The organism is Falsiroseomonas tokyonensis (genome assembly GCF_019024325.1).
Taxonomy (GTDB): Bacteria; Pseudomonadota; Alphaproteobacteria; order Acetobacterales; family Acetobacteraceae; genus Falsiroseomonas; species Falsiroseomonas tokyonensis.
In genome coordinates this window covers 56,822-75,627 of sequence record NZ_JAFNJS010000011.1, presented here as the reverse complement: position 1 = coordinate 75,627, position 18,806 = coordinate 56,822, and the positions used below count along the sequence as shown (strand labels likewise).

The following is an 18,806-nucleotide window of genomic DNA, read 5'->3' as shown; positions in this document are numbered from 1 at the left end:
CCCGTGAAAAAGGCCCTCGTCATCGGCGGCGGGCTGCATGGTCTCTCCACCGCCCTCCACCTGGCCCGCACCCCCGGCTGGCAGGTCACGCTGCTGGAACGCCGCCATGTCGGGCGCCATTCCAGCGGGGTGAATGCGGGCGGGGTGCGCCGTCTCGGCCGCGCTTTGCCGGAAATCGCGCTGTCCGTCATCGCCGCCGAGATGTGGCACGGCATCGAGGCGCTGGTCGGCGATGATTGCGGCTTCCGCGCCACGGGCCAGGTGAAGGTGGCCGAGAGCGCCGCCGACATCGCGAAGAACGAAGCCCGCGTCGCGCAGGTCCGCGCACTAGGCTGGACGCATGAGGAGGTGGTGGACCAGGCCGAAGTCCGCCGCCTGCTGCCCGCCGTCTCCCCGCATGTGGTCGGCGCCATCGTCACGCGGGATGATGGCTCGGCCGACCCCATGCGCACCGTCATGGCCTTTCGCCGCGCGGCCGAACAAGCAGGCGTCGTGATCCACGAGGGCGTCGCCGTCACCGGCCTGGAACGCACGGCCGAGGGCACCATCCGCGTCGCCACCGACCACCAGATGTTCGAGGCGGAGCGCGTGGCCAATTGCGCCGGCGCCTGGGCGCCCGACCTTGCCGCGCTGGCCGGCGAGACCATCCCCTGCGGTACCAAGGCCAGCATGATGATTGTGACGGAGCGCCTGCCGCCCTTCGTCGATCCCACTGTTGGCTGCAGCTCTCGTTCTCTCTCCTTCAAGCAGACCGCCGCCGGCACCGTGGTGATCGGCGGCGGCCATCAGGGCCGCAACGACAAGGCGACCGAAACCTCCACCGTCCTCTTCGGCAGCCTGGCCCATGCGGCGCGGATCGCGGCCGAGATCTTCCCCTGCGTGGCCCAGGCCCGCATCGTGCGTAGCTGGACGGGGACGGAGGCGCGGCCGCCGGACGACATGCCGGTGATCGGCGAAAGCCGCAGCCTGCCGGGGCTTTTCCACTCCTTCGGCTTCTCCGGCCACGGCTTCCAGCTCTCGCCCGCCGCCGGCGCCGCGGTGGCGGAGCTGATGGCGCGCGGGGCCACCAACCTGCCGGTGGCCGCCTTCAACCAGGATCGCTTCACCGTTCCGGCTTGATGCGCGGCGCATGCTGGCGCAGGCTTCCCGGCGATGACGAACCCAGCCCTGGAGCTGCGCGGCCTGCGCACCGAATTCCGAATCGGCGGCCGCTGGCACCCGGCCGTGCGTGACCTGTCCCTGACCCTGATGCGGGACGAGACCATGGCCCTGGTGGGGGAAAGCGGCTGCGGCAAGTCCGTCACCGCACTCTCCGTCATGGGGCTGGTGCAGCCGCCCTTCGGCCGGGTGGCCGCCGGGCAGATCCTTCTGGATGGGCGGGACCTGGCGGGGCTTTCGGACCAGGCGTTGGAATCCGTGCGCGGCGATCGCATGGCGATGATCTTCCAGGAACCGATGACCAGCCTGAACCCGGTGATGACCGTGGGTGACCAGGTGGCCGAGGTTCTGCGGATCCACCGCGGCATGGACCGCAAGGCGGCGCGCGCCCGGGCGAAGGAGCTGTTCGAGGAGGTGAAGATCCCCTCCGCCGCGCAGCGTCTGGACGAATATCCGCACCAGTTCTCCGGCGGCATGCGCCAGCGCGTGATGATCGCGATCGCGCTGGCCTGCGAACCCGCCGTGCTGCTGGCGGATGAGCCGACCACGGCGCTGGACGTGACCATCCAGGCGCAGGTGCTGGGGCTGCTGGCGGATCTGCGCGCGCGCTTCGGCATGGCGGTGCTGTTCATCACGCACAATCTGGGCGTGGTGGCGCAGATCGCGGACCGCGTCGCGGTGATGTATGCCGGCGAGATCGTCGAGCAGGGGCCGGTCGAGGCGATTTTCGCGAAGCCGCAGCACCCCTATACGCGGGCCCTGTTTTCCGCCATCCCGCGGCTCGATCAGCCGGGCCAGGCGCTGTCCGCCATCCCCGGCCGCGTGCCGCCGCTGGATGCCATGCCCGCCGGCTGCCGCTTCGCGCCGCGCTGCCCCATGGCGCGCGCGGGCTGCGAACAGGAACAGGTGCTGGCCCAGGTCGCACCCGCGCATGCCGCGCGCTGCCATGTTGCGACAGGAGAATTGGCGCATGCTTGACCCCGTGGGCCGCGTCGCCCTGATCACCGGCGGGTCGCGCGGAATCGGGCGGGAGGTGCTGCGCCGGCTGCATGGCTCCGGCTGGCTGGTCAGCGCCGGCATCCGCAATGCCGGCAAGCTGGTGGCGGGGCCGGACCTGATGCTGCACCGCTGGGATGCCGAGGCCGAGGGCAGTTCCGAGGCCTGGGTCGCCGCCACCATGGCGCGCTTCGGGCGGATCGACGCGGTGATCAACGCGGCCGGCATCAACCCCAAGGGCCTGCTGCTGGATCCGGACGAGTCGGCGCATGACGCCATGTGGCGCGTTAACGTCAAGGCGCCCATGCGCGTCATCCGCGCCGCCTGGCCGCATCTGGTCGCCAGCGGGGAGGGGCGGGTGGTGAACCTTTCCTCACTCTCCGGCAAGCGCGTGGCGAATGAGAATATCGGCTATGCCATGAGCAAGTTCGCCGTGGTGGCGCTGACGCAGGAGGTGCGGCGCCTGGGCTGGGAACACGGCATCCGCGCCACCGCCGTCTGCCCTGGCTTTGTCGCCACCGAGATGACGCTCGGCGCCAAATTCCCGCGTGAGGCGATGAGCCGGCCGGAGGATGTGGCGGCGCTGGTCGAGATGGTGCTGCGCCTGCCCAACACCGCCTCGGTGGGGGAGCTCAAGGTGAATTGTCGTTTCGAGGCCCTGTTGTGACGGCGACGAGACTGGTTGACCAGGACCGGCCCGCCCTCATCTTCAGGGTCGATGGCGTAGAGGTTCCTGCGAAGCAGGGCGATACGCTGTTGACGGCGATGCTGACAGCCGGCCTTGGCCATGTCCGCACCAGCGAATTCGGTGATGGCGGCCGTGCCGGCTTCTGCTGGATGGGCGCCTGCCAGGATTGCTGGGTGGTGGTGGCAGGGCAGGGCGTTCGGCGCGCCTGCACGACGTTGGTCGAACCCGGGATCGAGGTGATCAGGCGATGAAGGCTGTGGTTGTAGGCGCCGGCCCTGCCGGTATTCGGGCGGTGGAACAGCTGGTGAGGGCGGGCGTCACGCCCATCTGGATCGACGAGGCGCCGGATGGCGGCGGCCGCATCACCCAGCGGCCGCCGGCCGGCTTCAGCCGCGGTGCCTCCGCCCTGTATGGCGCCGATTCCGGTCGCGCCAGGCGCCTGCATGCCACGCTGGATGCGCTGAAGCCGCGCACCGATTGGCGGCCGGATACGCTGGTCTGGAACATCCGCCCGGAAGACCGCGTGCTGCATACGCTGACCAACGGCGCCGCGCAGGACGAGGTGCAGTACGACGCGCTGATCCTCTGCACCGGCGCCATGGACCGCGTGCTGCCGCTGCCGGGCTGGACGCTGCCGGGCGTGACCTCGCTGGGCGGGGCGCAGGTGGCGCTGAAGTCGCAGGGCGTGGGCGTGGGCGCCAACCCCGTGCTGATCGGCACCGGGCCGTTGCTGTGGCTGACGGCGCTGCAATATGCCAAGGCCGGCGCGAAGCCCGCCGCTGTGCTGGACACCACCGATCTCCTCACCAAGGCGCGCTTCGGCGCCGGCATGCTGTGGAACCTGCCGACGCTGCTGCGCGGCATGGGCCTCTATGCGCAGCTGAAGCTGCGCGGCGTGAAGCTGTACGAGGACATCACGCCGCTGGCGATCGAGGGTGTGAACGGCGTGACCGCCGTGCACTGGCGCGACGCCGCCTGGAAGGAACATGTCACGCCCTGCGATGCCGTCGCCATGGGCTGGGGGCTGAAGCCGGAGGCGCAGCTGGCCGATCTCGCCGGCGTGCCCTTCGATTATGATGGCACGCAGCAGAACTGGGTGCCGCGCAAGGATGCCGCGGGGCGGTCGCCGGTGGCGGGCGTGTATCTGGCCGGCGATGGCGCGGGCATCGGCGGCGTCGATGTGGCGGAGCTCGGCGGCGCACGCGCCGCGCTGGCCTTGCTGGCGGATGCGCACCTGCCCTCCGACATGGCGCTGACCCATCATCTCGATGGCCGGCTGCGCACGGAGCGTCGCTTCCGTGCCGCGCTGGAACAGGCCTTTCCCTATCCGGCGCGGCTTGCCGCGCGGATGGATGACAGCACCTCCGTCTGCCGCTGCGAGGTGATCACGGCGGGCGAGCTGCGCCGCGCGGCGGCGGCGGATGCGCCGGAGATGAACCGCGCCAAGGCCTTCTCCCGCGTCGGGATGGGGCGCTGCCAGGGCCGCCTCTGCGGCACGCCGGCGGCCGCCGTTCTGGCGCGGGAACTGCAGGTGGAGGTGCCGGAAGTCGGCCGGCTGCGGGGCCAGCCGCCGGTCAAGCCGGTGCCGCTGCAACAGGTGGATTGATGGTCCAGGCGGATGTGCTGATCGTCGGCGGCGGCGGCGCGGGCTGTTCCGCGGCGCTGCACCTGGCGCAGCGTGGCGTGCGCGTGGTGCTGCTGGAACGCGGCCTGGTCGGTGGCCAGGCGACCGGCGTGAACTACGGCGGCGTGCGCCAGCAGGGGCGCGACCCTGCGGGCCTGCCGCTGGCCCGCAAGTCGCGGGAGATCTGGTCGCGCATCACGGAACTGACCGGCGCGGATGTGGAGTTCGACCCCTGCGGCCATCTGAAGCTGGCGCGCAGTGAGGCGGATGAGGCGGAGCTGCTGCGCTGGAACGCGCTGGCCGAGGAATATGGCCTGCGCCCGCGCATGATCGGCCGCAATGCCATCCGCGAGCGGCACCCCTATTTCAGCGACGTCGTCGTCGCCGGCAGCCTGATGGAGGAGGATGGCAGCGCCAACCCCCGCCTGCTGGCCCCCGCCTTGGCGCGCGCCGCCCGCGCCGCCGGCGCCGAGATCCGCGAGCATCACGCGGTGACCTCGCTCGCGCATGACGGCCGTCAATTCGAGGTGGTGGCGAAGGAGACGCGATTCACCGCGCCCTGGCTGCTGAACTGCGCCGGCTTCTGGGGCGGCGAGATCGCGGCCCGCTTCGGTGAGCCGGTGCCGATCGAGAAGCTGCATCCGAACATGCTGGTGACGGAGCCGCTGCCCTATTTCCTGCGCGAGAGCCTGGGCGTGGTCGGCGGCGATCTCTATCTGCGCCAGATCCCGCGCGGCAATGTCATCTTCGGCGGTGGCCGCGGGGAGAGCGATGCCGGCATCACCCGCACGCGGCCGCGCCCCGATGCCGCCTTCGGTGCCATGCGGCGCGCCATCGCGGTCATCCCGCGCCTGGCCGATGCCATGGTGATCCGCAGCTGGACCGGCACGGATGGGGAGCTACCGGACCATTTCCCGGTGCTCGGCCCGTCCGCCACCACGCCGGGCCTGCTGCATGCCTTCGGCTTCTGCGGCGAGGGCTTCCAGACCGGCCCCGGCGTTGGGGCGGTGCTGTCCGATCTGGTGATGGATGGCGCCACGGATGTGCCTCTGGGCGCATTCGATATCGGGCGCTTCACGGCGGCGCAAATAGCGGTCTAAGCTCCCCGGCAAGGCAAACGGGGAATAATTTCATGCGGGGAATTCGGGCGGCGCTGCTTGGCAGCGCCTTGGCCGTGGCATCGGCCATCGGGCTGAACGGTGCCGCTTTCGCGCAGGGGCAGACGCTGCGCGTCGGCATGGCGGCGCAGGATGTGGGGCGGCTGGATCCGCATTTTGCCGTCTCCACCATCGACCGCGTCGTCGTCGCCTGGATGTTCAACGGGCTGGTGCGCTTCAAGCCCGGCTCCATCAACCCGGCCGAGATCGAGCCCGACCTGGCCGAGCGCTGGGAGAGCAGCGCGGACGGCAAGACCTGGACCTTCCATCTGCGCCGCGGCGTGCAGTTCCATGGCGGCTTCGGCGAGCTGACGGCGGAAGACGTCGTGTTCTCGCTGCGCAAGGCCGGCACCGCCGCCACCAGTGCCTTCGCCGCCGACTACCGCGCGATCGAGAGCATCGAGGCGGTGGACAGCCACACGGTGCGCATCGTGCTGCGGGAGAATATCCCGAGCATGCTCGGCATCCTGACCAACTACTCGGGCGGCTACATCGTCTCGAAGCGCGCGGTGGAGCAGCGCGGGGATACCTTCGTGCGCAACCCGGTCGGCACCGGCCCCTTCGCGCTGGACCGCGTGACGCCGAACCAGTCGGCGGAGCTTGTCGCACATGCGCAGTATTTCCGGGGCGCGCCGCAGATCGGGCGCATCAGCTACCGCTTCATCCCCTCCGACGCATCCCGTGACCTGGCCTTCCAGAATCGCGAACTGGATCTGAACTACGGCCGCGCCGACCAGACCTGGGTGAACCGCACGCGCGCGGTGCCGAATACGGTAGTGGATGTCTTCGAGCCGGGTGAGCTCGCCATCATCAACCTGAACACGCAGCAGCCGCCCTTCAACGACATCCGCATCCGCCAGGCGATGGCGCATGCGGTGAACCGGGCGGAGCTGGTGCGCTTCCGCGGGCAGGATGTCTCGCGCGAGGGGCAGTCGCTGGTGCCGCGCGGCTATCTCGGCTTCAGCGCGGATAACGGGCTGCTGCCGGCCGACCCGGCCCGCGCGCGCGCGCTGCTGGCAGAAGCGGGCCACCCCAACGGCATCACCATCCGCGCCATCCACACGCAGCTGCCGGAGATGCTGAACATGATGCAGGTGGTGCAGCAGCAACTGCGCCGCGCCGGCATCACGCTGGACCTGCAGGTGGTGGAGCACGCGACCTTCCACCAGCAGATCCGCCAGGACCTGTCGCCGATGGTCTACTACTCCGCGGCGCGCTTTCCGGTGGCCGACATCTACCTGACGCAGTTCTTCCACGGCCGATCGCGCGTGCGCACGCCGACGGCGGTGACCAACTTCTCGCATTGCGACCAGGCGGACAGCCAGATCGATGCGGCGCGCGTCAGCACGGATCCGGAGGAGCAGAAGCGCCTCTGGGCCGAGGCGCAGCGCATCCTCGTGCAGAACGTGTGTGGCGTGCCGTTGATCGAGACGCTGCTGGTCTTCGCGCGGCGGGACAACCTGGATTATGGCTATGAGCTGAAGGGCTCGATGAGCCTGGGGCCGCTGATCACCGAAGCCTCGCGGCTGCGGTGAGGGGCGCGGCCCCCACCCCAACCCTCCCCCGTAAACGGGGGAGGGAGCAGTGGCTCTTTTCCCCCTCCCCCGCTTCGCGGGGGAGGGTTGGGGTGGGGGCAGTGCCATGACCGGCTTCGTCATCCGCCGCCTTCTGGCCGCCGTGCCCACGCTGATCGCGGTGCTGACGCTGGTCTTCATCATCGTCCGCATCGTGCCTGGCGACCCCGCGCTGGTGATCCTGGGCGACCAGGCGACGCCGGAGGCGATCGCGGCGCTGCGCACGCGGCTTGGCCTCGATCGGTCGCTCTGGGCGCAGTATTTCAGCTTCATCACCAGCGCGCTGATGGGCGATTTCGGCGTCTCCATGGTCACCGGGCGCTCCATCACGGCGGAGGTGGCGGCGGTGCTGCCGCATACGCTGGACCTCACCATCGCCTCGATGATCTTCGGCGTGGTGGTGGGCGTGCCCGTCGGCATCTGGGCGGCGCTGAACCGCAACGGCGTGGTGGATGTGGCGGCGCGGGTGCTGTCGCTGCTGGGGCTGTCCTTCCCGGTCTTCGTCTCCGGCATTTTTCTGCTGCTGGCCTTTTCGCTGCACTGGCGGTGGTTTCCCGTCATCGGCGGGGCGGATCTCGCCGATTACGGGGACCGGCTGCACAAGCTGGTGCTGCCCACCGTCGCGCTCGGCCTGATCATGGCGGCCTACATCACGCGGGTGACGCGCAGCGCGATGCTGGCCTCGCTGGGTGAGGACTATATCCGCACCGCGCGCGCCAAGGGCGTGCCCTGGCGGCGCGTCGTCTGGGTGCATGGGCTGCGCAACGCCTCCATCCCCATCGTCACGGTCGTGGGCCTCTATGTCGGCATCCTGCTCGGCAATTCCGTGCTGACGGAGATCGTCTTCAACCGGCCGGGGTTGGGCAAGATCATCGTCGGGGCGCTGAACCAGCGGGACTATACGATGCTGCAGGGGCTGATGGTGATCTACTGCTTCCTGATTGTCGTGGTGAACCTCATCACCGACCTGCTCTATGGCGTGATCGACCCACGGGTGAAGGCGGAATGAGCACCACCTCCGAACTCGTCGCGCCGCCCGCGCCCACCGGCTGGAAGCGCGCGCTCGGCAAGGCGCGCAGCAACCCGACCACGGCGGTCGGCGTGGTGATCTGCCTGCTGATCATGGCGGCCGCAATCTTCGCGCCCTGGCTCGCGCCCTATGACCCGGCGGAGCAGGACATCTTCAACCGGCTGCAGCCCCCCTCCGCCGAGTTCTGGCTCGGCACCGACCAGTTCGGCCGCGACATTCTCTCGCGACTCATGTGGGGCGGGCAGATCTCGCTGACGGTCTCGCTCGGCGCCATCTTCGCCGCCGCCATCATCGGCGGCGCCATTGGCCTGGTCTCCGGCTATATCGGCGGGAAATTCGACCTGTTCGTGATGCAGGTGATGGACGTGCTGCTGTCCTTCCCCTCGCTCATATTGGGCCTGATCGTGGTGGCGCTGCTGGGGCCGGAGCTGGTGAACCTGGTGGTCGCCATCGCGCTGACCGCGGTCGCGCCCTTCGCCCGCGTGGCGCGCGCGCCGACCATGGCGCTGAAGGAGCGCGCCTTCGTCGAGGCCGGCCGCGCGCTCGGCTTCAGCCATACCCGCGTGCTGTTCCGCCACATCCTGCCGAACATCCTGTCCGAGGTGATGGTGATGGGCACGCTGTGGCTGGCCACCGCCGTCCGCGTCGAGGCCTCGCTCTCCTTCATCGGCCTCGGCGTGAAGCCGCCGACGGCGACCTGGGGCGGCATGACTCGCGACGGTTTTGAGAACATCCTGGATGCGCCGTGGCTCGCCGTGTTTCCGGGCATCGCCATCCTGCTGCTGGTATTAGGGCTGAACATGGTGGGCGACGGCCTGCGCGACGCGACCGATCCGAAGCTGCGCAATGAGTGAACCGGTCCTCGTCGTCGAAGGCCTCCGCAAGCACTTCGTGGCGAAGAAGGGCTTTCCGAAGCCGCGCACGGTGCGCGTGCGCGCGGTGGAGGACATCTCCTTCACCATCAAGGCCGGCGAAGCCTTCGGCCTGGTCGGCGAATCCGGCTGCGGCAAGTCCACCGCGGCACGTGCCCTGCTGCGACTGATCGAGCCCGATGCCGGCACCGTCACTTGGAAGGGCGAGAATGTCCTGACGGCCAAGGGCGCCGCGCTGAAGGCGCTGCGCCGGCGCATGCAGATCGTCTTCCAGGACCCCTATTCCTCGCTCGACCCGCGGCAGTCCATCGGCGATGCGCTGATGGAGCCGATGCGCGTGCACGGCCTGGCGGAGGGAAAGGAAGCACGCCGCCGCGCCGCCGCCCTGCTCGAGGAGGTGGGCCTGCCGCCCGCCGCGCTGGATCGCTTCGCGCATGAATTCAGCGGCGGCCAGCGCCAGCGCATCGGCATCGCCCGCGCTCTGACGGTGGAGCCGGAGCTGATCGTGGCGGATGAGCCGGTCTCGGCGCTCGATGTCTCCGTGCAGGCGCAGGTGCTGCTGCTGATGCAGGATTTGCGCAAGCGGCGCGGCCTGTCCTTCCTGTTCGTCAGCCACGACCTGTCGGTGGTGCGCTGGTTCTGCGACAGGGTCGCGGTGATGTATCTCGGCCGCATCGTGGAGGAGGGACCGGCCGGCCGCGTGCTGGCCAATCCGCTGCACCCCTATGCGCAGATGCTGCGCGATGCCTCGCCGATTCCCGATCCGTCACGCCGCGGCGTGTTGCCGCGCATCATCGGCGAAATCCCCTCCGCCGCGAACCCGCCGCCCGGCTGTCCCTTCCACCCGCGCTGCGTCCACGCCATGCCGCAGTGCTCCACGCAGATGCCGGCCTGGACCGCGGCGGCAGGCGACAACCAGGGCGGCGTTGCCTGCCACCTGCACGGCTGATCAGGCTTCGGCGAAGCCTTCCAGCACGATCTTGCCGCGCGCCGTGCTGCTTTCCACCGCGGCATGGGCGCGGCGCAGATTGGCGGCGGTGATCGGGCCGTAGTGCTCGCCCAGCGTGGTGTGCAGCTGGCCGGCATCCAGCATGCGGCTGACCTCCACCAGAAGCTCGTGCTGCGCCTGCATGTCCGGCGTCTGGAAGCGGGACCGGGTGAACATCAGTTCCCAATGCAGCGAGGCCGCCTTCAGCTTCAGCATGCGGAAATCCGGCGTGGTCTTCGGGTCGTCGATCAGGCAGATGGCGCCCTGCGGCGCGATGATCTCGCAGATCGCGGGCCAATGCGCCTCGGTATGCGTGGTGACGAAGATGGCGGTCACCGGAAGGCCCAGCGCCTTCACCTGCGCCGCCAGGTCGCCGGAATGGTCCAGCACCTCATGCGCACCCATCTGCCGCGCCCAGGCCTGCGTTTCCTTCCGGCTGGCGGTGGCCAGCACGCGCAGCCCCGTGAGCTGGCGGGCCAGCTGCACGGCGATGGAACCCACGCCGCCGGCGCCGCCGATGATCAGCACCGCCTCCTCGCGCCTCTCCGTGCCACGCGGAATCCGCAGCCGGTCGAACAGCGCCTCCCAGGCCGTGATGGCGGTCAGCGGCACGGCGGCGGCCTCGGCGAAGGAAAGCTTTGCGGGTTTGGGTCCGACGATCCGCTCATCCACCAGGTGCAACGCGCCATTGGTGCCAGGGCGGGTGATGTCGCCGGCGTAGAACACCGCATCGCCGGGGCGGAACAGCGTGACGTCCGGCCCCACGGCGCGCACCACGCCGGCGGCGTCGTAGCCGAGCAGCGTGGGCTTGCCCTCGGGGTCGGCGCGCATGCGCACCTTGGCATCCACCGGGTTCACCGAGATGGCGCGCACCTCCACCAGCAGGTCGCGGCCGGTGGGCGGCGCCGGGTCGGGCAGGGTGACATCGACCAGGCAGTCGGGATCGCTGGAGGGCAGGCTTCGCGTATAGGCCACGGCGCGCATGATTCGGTCTCCTGTGCTGGCGGAGGAGATGGACCCTGCAGATGCGGTTGAAAATGACCCTCCGCGGCGAAACACTCTCAGCAGATGATCAGCAATCCGCCCTTCGACCTGCTCGACCTGCGCCTGGTGCAGCGCGTCGCGCAGGCCGGCAGCCTCTCCGCGGCGGCCGCCGCCCTCGGCATGACCCCGGCGGCCGCAAGCCGGCGCCTGACGGTGCTGGAGGCACGGCTGGGCCAGCGCCTATTCGCCCGCACCACCCGCCGGCTGCGGGCCACGGCGGAAGGCGAGGCCTTCCTGCCGCATGTGGAGCGCATCCTCGCCGCGACGGCGGAGGCGGAGGCGGCGTTGCCGGGCGGGTCCGGCGCGCTCTCCGGCACGCTGCGCCTGACCGCGCCCGCCACCTTCGGCCGCAAGGTGCTGGCGCCGGTGATGGCGGAGCTGCTGGCGGCGCATCCCGGCCTGCGGCTGGACCTGCTGCTGACGGATACGGTGCTGGACCTGGTGGCGTCCGGCCGCGACGCGGCGGTGCGGATCGCGCCGCTCAGCGGCCAGACGCTGACGGCGCGGCGGCTGGCCTATAACCGGCGCCTGCTCTGCGCCGCGCCGTCCTGGCTTGCCCGGCATGGCGTGCCGGCGGATCGGGCGGCGCTGCTGCGGCAGGATGCGCTGCTGCTGGAAGGGGTGGATGGCTGGGTGCTGGTGCCGCCGCGTGGCGGGCCGCCGGAACGGGTGCGCCCGGTGCCGCGCATGGTCTCCAACAGCAATGAGGCGCTGCGCGAGGCCTGCCTGGCGGGCCTCGGCATCGGGCTGCATTCCACCTGGGATGTGGGGGAGCATCTGCGGCGGGGGGAGCTGGTGGCGCTGCCGGCGGCGCTCGGCCTGCCGGAGCAGCTGGGCATCTGGCTCGTCTTCCCCGGCGGCACCGCCCCGCCCGCGCGGGTCAGGGCGCTGACGGAGCTGCTGGTCCGGCGCCTGGGGCCGGTGCCGCCCTGGGATGCTTAGTCCACGCTGGCGCCGGAAAGCTGCACCGCGCGCTGCCACTTGCGCAGCTCCGCCGCATGGAAGGCGCTGGTCGCCGCCGCATCCGTGCCGATCACGGTGGCACCCAGTTCCTGCAGCCGATCCCGCACCTGCGGCCGGGCGAGGGAGGTCTGCATCTCCGCCGAAAGCTTCTGCACAATGGGCGCCGGCGTGCCGGTGGGCGCGAAGACGATGACCCAGGCCGCGGCATCGAAGCCCGGCACGGTTTCCGCCACCGAGGGCACGTCCGGCAGTTTCGCCGCGCGCGTGCCGGAGGTCACGGCAATGGCGCGCAGCTGGCCGGCGGAGAGGAAGCCGGGCAGGGAGGGCAGGCCCTCGATCGCCACCTGCACCTCGCCCTGCATCACCGCCTGGATGGCGGGCGACCCGCCGCGGAAGGGGATGTGCGTCATCTCGATCCCCGTGGCCGCGCGCACCAGCTCAAAGGCCAGGTGGCTGGTGGAGCCGGCGCCGGAGGTCGCGTAGTTCAGCGTTCCGGGCCGCGCCTTGGCCGCCTGCACCAGGTCCGCCAGGCTGCGGATCGGGCTGTTCGGGTTCACCACCATCACCTGGGGGAAGGAGACCAGGTGGCTGACCGCGACGAAATCCTCGACCTTGTAGGGCAGGGTGCGGAAGAGGAAGGGATTGATGCCCATGGTGCCGGGCGAGCCCACCAGCAGCGTATAGCCATCGTTCCGCGACCGGGCGACGAATTCCGTGCCGATATTGCCGGAGGCGCCGGTGCGGTTCTCGACGATGAACTGCGTGCCGATCCGCTCCGACAGGTCCTGCGCCACCAGGCGGATCACAACATCCACGGCGGAGCCGGCGGCGAAGGGGTTCACGCAGCGCACGGGGCGGTCCGGATAGGTCTGGGCCAAGGCAGGCAGCGCCGGCAAAGCGAGACCGGCGGCGAGCAGGCTGCGGCGTGCGAGCATGAAAGACCCCCTTTTGTGACCACTGGGATACAACGACAAGCCCAGCGCCCCCTCCTGTCAAGCCGCGGATTGGCAGGCCGCGCCGCGCGCGCCATACCGGTCGCATGCAGAGCTTCGATGTGGTGGTGGCCGGCGCCGGCGCGGCCGGCATGGTGGCGGCGCTGGCGGCGGCGGATCAGGGCGCGCGCGTGGCGCTGCTGGAACGCGATCTGGCGGCGCCTACCACGCTCTCCGTCTCCGGCGGGCTGATTTCCGCCGCCGGCACGCGCTGGCAGGACGCGGCCGGCGAACAGGATTCGCCCGCGCAATTTGCCGCCGATGTGCACGCGAAAAGCGGCGCGGCGGTGGATGCGGTGCTGCTGGCGGCGGTGACGCAGGGCGCGGCGGAGGCGGTGGATTTCCTCGCCGATGTGGCGGGGCTGCCGATCCATCTGCACACCGCCTCCCGCTGGCCCGGCCATTCGGCGATGCGCCTCCATGCGACGCCGGCCGAGAGCGGCGCGGAATTGCAGGCGCTGCTGCGCGAAGCCGTCGCGCGCCAGCCGGGCATTCTGCTCCACGACGGCGTCGTGGTCACCGGACTGCGGCCGCAGGGCGTCTTGACCAGCGCGGGCGAGATCGATGCCGACGCGGTGGTGCTCGCCACCGGCGGTTTCGGCGGCGCGCCGGAGTTAGTGGCGCGCTACTGCCCGGAGGCGGCGCGCGCGGTGCATGTCGGCGGCCGCCATGCGGATGGCGCCGGCATCGGCTGGGCGGCGGCGCTGGGGGCGGAGCTGCTCTGCATGGATGCGTACCAGGGCCAGCCGCATGTCTCGCCGCATCTGGTGGAGGGCGTGCGGCCGCGCTTCGGCGCCGCCCTACCGTCGCTGGGCGCGGTGCTGGTGAACCGGCTCGGCAATCGCTTCGTGGCGGAGGATATCGGCCCCTCCGAGCTCACCGCGCATCTGCTGGCACAGCCCGACGGCGTGGCGGTGGAAGTGTGGGGGGAGGCCGCGCAGCAGGCCGCGCTGGCCGGCGGGCCTTTCCGGCGCGCGGTGGAACTCGGCGCAGTCGCGCGCTGCGCCGATCTTTCCGCGCTGGCCGCGCGCTTCGGCCTGCCGGGGGCGGCGTTGGCCGAAAGCCTGGCGGGGCCGGACCGTTTGGGGCGGCGTCGCTGGGAACCGCTGGTCGCGCCCTACTATGCGGCTGAGGTCACCGGCGCGCTGGCGCATACCCAGGGCGGTGTCCGCGTGGATGCCGATGCGCGGGTGCTGCGCGCCGATGGCAGCGCGATTCCAAACCTGTTTGCCGCCGGCGGCGTGGCCTGCGGCATTTCGGGCCGCGGTGCCGCGGGCTACGTGCCGGGCAATGGCCTGGCGCAGTCCTTCGCGCTGGGCCTGCGCGCCGGCCGCGCGGCGGCGCGCGAATGATCGAGAGCCCCTGCAACAAGGTCTGTGAGATCGACACGCCCACCGGCCTCTGCCGCGGCTGCGGCCGCACCACGCTCGAGATCGCCGTCTGGACGCAGCTTTCCCCCGCCGCACGCCGCGCGCTGATGCTGCAACTGCCAGTGCGACTCAAACTGCTGGAAAAGGCATGACGCGCTTCATCGCCAATGCCCGCATGTATGCCGTGGCGCCGGAGGCCGAGGCCGCCTGGCAGGCGCTGATCGCCCATGTGGCGGCCGAGGCCGAGGTGGCGCTGGACTACGAGCCCTATCCGGCGCCGCAGCCGCTGGAGGTGCTGTGGCGCCGCCCGGATCTTGGCCTGGTGCAGATGTGCGGCTACCCGATCGCGCTGCGGATCGCCGATGTGGTGCCCATCGCCGCGCCAATCCCCGCGCTGGACTGGGCGCAGGGCCGCGCCGCCTATCGCTCCGACCTGATCGTGCGGGCCGATAGTTCCTTCATCCGACTGGAGGACACGTTCGGGCACCGCGTCGGCTGGACCGTCACGCATTCCCATTCCGGCTTCAACGCACCGCGCTACCACCTGCTGCCGCATCGCCGGGCGGATGGCGCGCCGCTGTATCGCGAGAGCCTCGGCAACCTGGTCACCGCGCGCGCCGTGCTGGATGCGGTGCTGGCGGGGCGGATCGAGGTCGGGCCGCTCGATGCCTATTGGCACGCGCTGATCGCGCAGTACCGGCCGGGGATCACTGCCGGCATCCGGGTGCTGGAGAGCACGGCGCTGGCGCCCATGCCGGCTTTCGTTGCCTCACCCGCTCTGCCGGCCGAGGCGGTGGCGCGGCTGCGCGCCAGTTTCGCGGCGGCGGCGACGCGTCCCTGGTTCACGCCGCACGCTGCGGCGCTGCGCCTCGCCGGCTTCGCGCCGGTGACGCAGGCGGATTTTGCCAAGACGCTGGAATGGGATCGGGCGGCGGTGGCCGCGGGCTATCCCATTCCAGCCTGAGGCTCAGGCCGCGCTGATGCCGAAGCGGCGGATGATCTCGGCGTAGCGTGCCGCATCCTCCCGGATCGCCGCCTGCAGCACCTCCGGCGCCTCATCCGTCGCCTCGACGCCCAGCGCCGCCAGGCGCGCCGCCACATCGGGCCGCTTCACCGCCTCCCGGCTCGCGGCATTCAGCCGGGTGAGGATGGCGGGATCCGTGCCGGCGGGGGCCAGCAGCCCGTGCCAGCCCACGGCGGTCAGGTCGCCAAAGCCCAGTTCGCCCAGGGTGGGCACGTCGGGCAGGGCGGCGGCGCGGGCCTCGGGGCTGACCATCAGGGCCTTCAGGCGGCCGCCGCGGACATGATCCGTTACCGCGCCGATATTGATCATCACGCCCTGCAGCTGGCCGCCCATCAGGTCGTTCAGCGCCAGCGCGCCGCCACGATAGGGCACGTGGGTCCAGGCGGTGCCGGAGGCACGCGAAAGCTGTTCGACCAGCAGATGCGCCAGCTGCCCGTGGCCCGGCGTGCCGATGGCGGGCGGCCGGCGCCGGCTGGCGGCGAACCAGGTGGCGAAATCCGGCGCCGGGTCATCCGCCCGCACCACCAGGATCTGCGGCACGCGCACCGTGCGGTGGATGGCCGCGAAATCCAGCGGGTCGAAGCCCAGCCGCGGCGTCAGCGATCCGGTGATGGAGAGCGTGTCGGCGCCGGCCAGCAGCGTGTTCCCATCCGCCGCCGCACGCGCCGCCGCCGCATAGCCGATATTGGAGCCGCCGCCGGCCAGGTTTTCGACCTGCACCGGCTGGCCGAGGATGTCGGTCAGGGCGCGGGCGGAATGGCGCGCCACGATGTCCTGGCTGCCGCCGGGCGCCACCGGGACGATCAGGCGGATCGGGCGATCCGGCCAGGTGCTGGCGCGGGCGAGGGCGGGCGCGGCGAGCAGGCCGGCGGCGAGGGCGAAGAACGGGCGGCGCGCAATCTGCGGCATGTCGGGATCCCCAGCCGGCAATCCACGCCGGCGGGCGGTAAATACGCGGTGGAATAGCGGATTGCAATATCTCACAATTCACGAACGTATTTCGTGATTATCGTGCCGAGAGCGTGACGAGCCCCGGCAGCGCCTTGCCCAGCCGCAGCTGCGCCAGCAGGTCCGCGGCTGCGGCCGGCCCCACCATCGGCTGCGCCAATTCCATGAACTTCGCGTCCAGCTCCGCCTCGCTGAGCGGCGCGTCGGGGTCGCCCTTGCGGGTGGGCTGGTGGTGGCGCAGCACCCGGCCATCCGTCAGCGTGACTTCCAGGTTCGCGGCGCGGCGGGCCGGGTAGTCCGCGGCCAGCGCCGGGTCCAGGCTGACGGTCACCTTCGGCATCACGGCGCGGAGGCGTGGATTGGCCAGGTTCTCGGGCGTGAAGGCCGCGATCCGCACGCCGCCGAGCACCAGCAGCGCGGCCAGGCAGTACTGCGCCGAGAAACGCGCCTGCTGTTCGGTCTCCACAACCGGCCGGTCGCACACATCCTTGGTGGCGGAATAGCCGCCGAGATGGATGGCGGCGACGTCCTCCGCCGTGAAGCCGTGCGCCGACTGCAGCGCCGCGAGGGCATCGAGCCCCGCGAAGATATGGCCGCAGCAGCCGTGGTTCTTGAAGGTCATGCTGGTGATGGCGGTCTGTTCCCCCAGCCCCGCCAGCGCCTTGTCCCATTTGCCGCTGTCCTCGCTGGTGGCCGCCGCGAAGCCGACCGGCCCGTGCAGCACGTCCAGCGCGCCGGTGACGCCCGCCGAGGCCGCGAGGGCCGCCAGCGCCCCGGCCTCCGCCGCATGGCCGGGATGCAGCGGCTTACTCATGCCCTCGCCGCGAAACGCCTGTTGCAGGCCGCCGGCCATGGTGGCGGCGGTGGCGAGCGCATGGGCCATGCGCGTCTCATCGAGACCCAGCACCACGCCCACCGCGGCGGCGGCGCCAAAGGTGCCGACGGTGCCGGTGGTGTGCCAGTAGCGGTAGTGGCTCGGCTGCACCGCGACGCCGATGCGGCAGCCCACCTCGTAGCCCGCGGTGATGGCGCGCAGCAGCAGGTCCATGTCGCCGCCCCTGGTCTGGGCGGCGGCCAGCGCGGCGGGAATGGTCGGGCAGGCGGGGTGGTAGCCGGCATCCCGAAAGATGTCGTCGAATTCGACGGTGTGGCTGGCGGTCGCGTTCAGCAGGGCCGCGTGGCGCAGCGCGCCCGGCTGGCCATCCACGTAGCAGATGGCGCGGCCGCTGCCGCGCTGGTCGGCCAGCACGCCGGCCATGAGCGTCGCCGGCGGCTGGGCGCAGCCGGGCAGCAGGGCGGCGAACCAGTCGACCAGGGCACGGCGGGCATGGTGTTCGACCTCCGCCGGCAGGGGACGGTCGCGCCAGCTCGCGGCGTGCGCGGCCAGGCGGATCAGCGGATTGTCCATGAGCAGTCCTGTTCTCAGCGCGGTGCCAGCCGCGTCACCCAGTTCTCGGCGATTTCCGCCAGCAGGATGCATCCCCCCGCGCCCAGCGCCAGCCCATGCCCGCCATTCAACACCGGGCGGCAGCGGCCGATGAGGCGCCCCTCGGGCGAGAACAGCGACAGGCGCGGGATCTGGTCCGTCACAAGGATGCGGCCCTCGGCATCCACGGCGATGCCCATGGGATGATAGAGATCTCCCGCCTGCCAGAGGAAGCGGCCCTCGGTGTCGAAGGCCTGGATGCGGTTGTTCTCCCGGTCGCAGACGATCACCTCGCCCTTGCGGCCGAAGGCGAGGTCATGCGGCGTGGTGAACTGGCCAGGCCCCGTGCCGGGCTCGCCCCAGCGCAGCAGCGGGCGGCCATCGGCACTGAAGCGATGCACCAGGGAATGGCCGTAGCCATCGGCCACAAAGATATCGCCCGAGGGATGGATGGCGGCGCCGGCCGGGTGGCTGAAGGGCTGGCCCGGCCTGTTGCGGGTCCCGAGGCAGAGCAGGGTGCGGCCGTCGGCATCCAGGATGCGGATCTCGTGCCGGTCGCGGTCGGTCACCAGGATCTCGTCGCCCGGGCCGATGGCGATGCCGTGGCCGTCGCTTACCTCCGGCAGCGGCATTTCGCGCAGCAGCGTGCCGTCCGGAGCGATGACGGCGATGCCCGGCGTCGCGGCCTGCCGCGCATAGGGCTCGTAGCGCAGCAGCACATGGGCATTGCCCTGGCTGTCCACCGCCACGTCGCTGACCACGGCGCCCGCGAAACGCGTGCCGCGGACGCCCCAGGGGCGCTCCACCTGGTAGGTCGTCTCGCTCAGCGCGACGACGAGTTTGTCCTGGGTCATGGATGCAAGTCCCTCCGGCGATGGGCAGATCGAAATGCAAGTGGTATGCCGATCCGGCGTCCGGCGTACCTGCCACAGAGCGGGAGCCGGCGCGAGGA

19 protein-coding genes are annotated in these 18,806 nt (G+C 71.1%); 14 read left to right on the top strand and 5 right to left on the bottom strand.

Translation table 11 applies throughout. The annotated features are described in order from the left end of the window. Positions 1-3 precede the first annotated feature (3 nt). From J3S20_RS26080 to J3S20_RS26035, 10 genes are all read left to right on the top strand, one after another. Entirely contained in the window at positions 4-1,119 is a 1,116-nt protein-coding gene (locus J3S20_RS26080) for an NAD(P)/FAD-dependent oxidoreductase (RefSeq protein WP_216839857.1), read from the top strand. A 33-nt stretch (positions 1,120-1,152) separates the two neighbouring features. After that, positions 1,153-2,136, top strand: a complete 984-nt coding sequence (locus J3S20_RS26075) for an ABC transporter ATP-binding protein (RefSeq protein WP_216839856.1) — start codon at positions 1,153-1,155, stop codon at positions 2,134-2,136. Further along, a complete protein-coding gene (locus tag J3S20_RS26070; protein WP_216839855.1) occupies positions 2,129-2,821 on the top strand; it encodes an SDR family NAD(P)-dependent oxidoreductase in 693 nt (230 codons plus the stop codon). The genes J3S20_RS26075 and J3S20_RS26070 overlap by 8 nt, the downstream gene beginning before the upstream one ends. Further along, positions 2,818-3,093 (top strand): (2Fe-2S)-binding protein, encoded by a 276-nt coding sequence (locus tag J3S20_RS31000; protein WP_216839854.1) that lies wholly within the window; start codon positions 2,818-2,820, stop codon positions 3,091-3,093. The genes J3S20_RS26070 and J3S20_RS31000 overlap by 4 nt, the downstream gene beginning before the upstream one ends. Continuing rightward, positions 3,090-4,448: an NAD(P)/FAD-dependent oxidoreductase gene (locus tag J3S20_RS26060; protein ID WP_216839853.1), complete on the top strand. Its 1,359-nt coding sequence runs from the start codon at positions 3,090-3,092 to the stop codon at positions 4,446-4,448. The genes J3S20_RS31000 and J3S20_RS26060 overlap by 4 nt, the downstream gene beginning before the upstream one ends. Continuing rightward, entirely contained in the window at positions 4,448-5,566 is a 1,119-nt protein-coding gene (locus J3S20_RS26055; RefSeq protein WP_216839852.1) for an NAD(P)/FAD-dependent oxidoreductase, read from the top strand. The genes J3S20_RS26060 and J3S20_RS26055 overlap by 1 nt, the downstream gene beginning before the upstream one ends. Positions 5,567-5,598: 32 nt before the next feature. Then, positions 5,599-7,158: an ABC transporter substrate-binding protein gene (locus J3S20_RS26050; RefSeq protein ID WP_216839851.1), complete on the top strand. Its 1,560-nt coding sequence runs from the start codon at positions 5,599-5,601 to the stop codon at positions 7,156-7,158. 106 nt (positions 7,159-7,264) lie between these two features. Next, entirely contained in the window at positions 7,265-8,206 is a 942-nt protein-coding gene (locus J3S20_RS26045; protein WP_216839850.1) for an ABC transporter permease, read from the top strand. Further along, positions 8,203-9,081, top strand: a complete 879-nt coding sequence (locus J3S20_RS26040) for an ABC transporter permease (protein ID WP_216839849.1) — start codon at positions 8,203-8,205, stop codon at positions 9,079-9,081. Before J3S20_RS26045 ends, J3S20_RS26040 begins: the two co-directional genes overlap by 4 nt. Beyond that, positions 9,074-10,048, top strand: a complete 975-nt coding sequence (locus tag J3S20_RS26035; RefSeq protein WP_216839848.1) for an ABC transporter ATP-binding protein — start codon at positions 9,074-9,076, stop codon at positions 10,046-10,048. Before J3S20_RS26040 ends, J3S20_RS26035 begins: the two co-directional genes overlap by 8 nt. On the opposite strand, the gene J3S20_RS26030 is transcribed toward J3S20_RS26035, so the two are convergent. Continuing rightward, positions 10,049-11,071 carry a zinc-binding alcohol dehydrogenase family protein gene (locus J3S20_RS26030; protein ID WP_216839847.1) on the bottom strand — a complete coding sequence of 341 codons (1,023 nt, stop codon included), beginning with the start codon at positions 11,069-11,071 and terminating at the stop codon, positions 10,049-10,051. It lies immediately after the preceding gene. Positions 11,072-11,155: 84 nt separating this feature from the next. Here J3S20_RS26030 and J3S20_RS26025 point away from each other — a divergent pair, with 84 nt between their 5' ends. After that, a complete protein-coding gene (locus J3S20_RS26025) occupies positions 11,156-12,073 on the top strand; it encodes a LysR family transcriptional regulator (RefSeq protein WP_216839846.1) in 918 nt (305 codons plus the stop codon). On the opposite strand, the gene J3S20_RS26020 is transcribed toward J3S20_RS26025, so the two are convergent. Then, positions 12,070-13,029, bottom strand: a complete 960-nt coding sequence (locus tag J3S20_RS26020; protein WP_216839845.1) for a Bug family tripartite tricarboxylate transporter substrate binding protein — start codon at positions 13,027-13,029, stop codon at positions 12,070-12,072. The two genes, J3S20_RS26025 and J3S20_RS26020, sit on opposite strands and share 4 nt — an antisense overlap. Positions 13,030-13,133: 104 nt before the next feature. Between J3S20_RS26020 and J3S20_RS26015 the strand changes: the two genes are divergently transcribed. From J3S20_RS26015 to J3S20_RS26005, 3 genes are read left to right on the top strand one after another with little or no spacing between them, the layout of a single operon-like run. Continuing rightward, a complete protein-coding gene (locus J3S20_RS26015) occupies positions 13,134-14,438 on the top strand; it encodes an FAD-dependent oxidoreductase (protein WP_216839844.1) in 1,305 nt (434 codons plus the stop codon). Continuing rightward, positions 14,435-14,608 (top strand): DUF1289 domain-containing protein, encoded by a 174-nt coding sequence (locus J3S20_RS26010; RefSeq protein WP_216839843.1) that lies wholly within the window; start codon positions 14,435-14,437, stop codon positions 14,606-14,608. The genes J3S20_RS26015 and J3S20_RS26010 overlap by 4 nt, the downstream gene beginning before the upstream one ends. Then, positions 14,605-15,420, top strand: coding sequence for a phosphate/phosphite/phosphonate ABC transporter substrate-binding protein (locus tag J3S20_RS26005; RefSeq protein ID WP_216839842.1), 816 nt, complete (start codon positions 14,605-14,607; stop codon positions 15,418-15,420). Before J3S20_RS26010 ends, J3S20_RS26005 begins: the two co-directional genes overlap by 4 nt. A 3-nt stretch (positions 15,421-15,423) precedes the next feature. On the opposite strand, the gene J3S20_RS26000 is transcribed toward J3S20_RS26005, so the two are convergent. The 3 genes from J3S20_RS26000 to J3S20_RS25990 all read right to left on the bottom strand — a co-directional run bounded on the left by J3S20_RS26000 (position 15,424) and on the right by J3S20_RS25990 (position 18,708). After that, positions 15,424-16,389 (bottom strand): Bug family tripartite tricarboxylate transporter substrate binding protein, encoded by a 966-nt coding sequence (locus J3S20_RS26000; RefSeq protein ID WP_216839841.1) that lies wholly within the window; start codon positions 16,387-16,389, stop codon positions 15,424-15,426. 97 nt (positions 16,390-16,486) lie between these two features. Next, positions 16,487-17,836 carry an MmgE/PrpD family protein gene (locus J3S20_RS25995; protein ID WP_216839840.1) on the bottom strand — a complete coding sequence of 450 codons (1,350 nt, stop codon included), beginning with the start codon at positions 17,834-17,836 and terminating at the stop codon, positions 16,487-16,489. Between the two features lie 14 nt (positions 17,837-17,850). Then, on the bottom strand, positions 17,851-18,708 hold the full coding sequence (locus J3S20_RS25990; RefSeq protein WP_216839839.1) for an NHL repeat-containing protein: 858 nt from the start codon (positions 18,706-18,708) through the stop codon (positions 17,851-17,853). Between the last annotated feature and the right edge of the window lie 98 nt (positions 18,709-18,806).

Excerpts from the sequence above, each read along its gene's own strand:
- J3S20_RS26005 (WP_216839842.1), top strand. The coding sequence starts at position 14,605 with ATGACGCGCTTCATCGCCAATGCCCGCATGTATGCCGTGGCGCCGGAG.
- J3S20_RS26020 (WP_216839845.1), bottom strand. The coding sequence starts at position 13,029 with ATGCTCGCACGCCGCAGCCTGCTCGCCGCCGGTCTCGCTTTGCCGGCG.
- J3S20_RS26060 (WP_216839853.1), top strand. The coding sequence starts at position 3,090 with ATGAAGGCTGTGGTTGTAGGCGCCGGCCCTGCCGGTATTCGGGCGGTG.
- J3S20_RS26000 (WP_216839841.1), bottom strand. The coding sequence starts at position 16,389 with ATGCCGCAGATTGCGCGCCGCCCGTTCTTCGCCCTCGCCGCCGGCCTG.
- J3S20_RS26075 (WP_216839856.1), top strand. The coding sequence starts at position 1,153 with ATGACGAACCCAGCCCTGGAGCTGCGCGGCCTGCGCACCGAATTCCGA.
- J3S20_RS26045 (WP_216839850.1), top strand. The coding sequence starts at position 7,265 with ATGACCGGCTTCGTCATCCGCCGCCTTCTGGCCGCCGTGCCCACGCTG.
- J3S20_RS26070 (WP_216839855.1), top strand. The coding sequence starts at position 2,129 with ATGCTTGACCCCGTGGGCCGCGTCGCCCTGATCACCGGCGGGTCGCGC.
- J3S20_RS26050 (WP_216839851.1), top strand. The coding sequence starts at position 5,599 with ATGCGGGGAATTCGGGCGGCGCTGCTTGGCAGCGCCTTGGCCGTGGCA.
- J3S20_RS26035 (WP_216839848.1), top strand. The coding sequence starts at position 9,074 with ATGAGTGAACCGGTCCTCGTCGTCGAAGGCCTCCGCAAGCACTTCGTG.
- J3S20_RS26015 (WP_216839844.1), top strand. The coding sequence starts at position 13,134 with ATGCAGAGCTTCGATGTGGTGGTGGCCGGCGCCGGCGCGGCCGGCATG.
- J3S20_RS26040 (WP_216839849.1), top strand. The coding sequence starts at position 8,203 with ATGAGCACCACCTCCGAACTCGTCGCGCCGCCCGCGCCCACCGGCTGG.
- J3S20_RS26055 (WP_216839852.1), top strand. The coding sequence starts at position 4,448 with ATGGTCCAGGCGGATGTGCTGATCGTCGGCGGCGGCGGCGCGGGCTGT.
- J3S20_RS26025 (WP_216839846.1), top strand. The coding sequence starts at position 11,156 with ATGATCAGCAATCCGCCCTTCGACCTGCTCGACCTGCGCCTGGTGCAG.
- J3S20_RS25995 (WP_216839840.1), bottom strand. The coding sequence starts at position 17,836 with ATGGACAATCCGCTGATCCGCCTGGCCGCGCACGCCGCGAGCTGGCGC.
- J3S20_RS26010 (WP_216839843.1), top strand. The coding sequence starts at position 14,435 with ATGATCGAGAGCCCCTGCAACAAGGTCTGTGAGATCGACACGCCCACC.
- J3S20_RS26030 (WP_216839847.1), bottom strand. The coding sequence starts at position 11,071 with ATGCGCGCCGTGGCCTATACGCGAAGCCTGCCCTCCAGCGATCCCGAC.
- J3S20_RS25990 (WP_216839839.1), bottom strand. The coding sequence starts at position 18,708 with ATGACCCAGGACAAACTCGTCGTCGCGCTGAGCGAGACGACCTACCAG.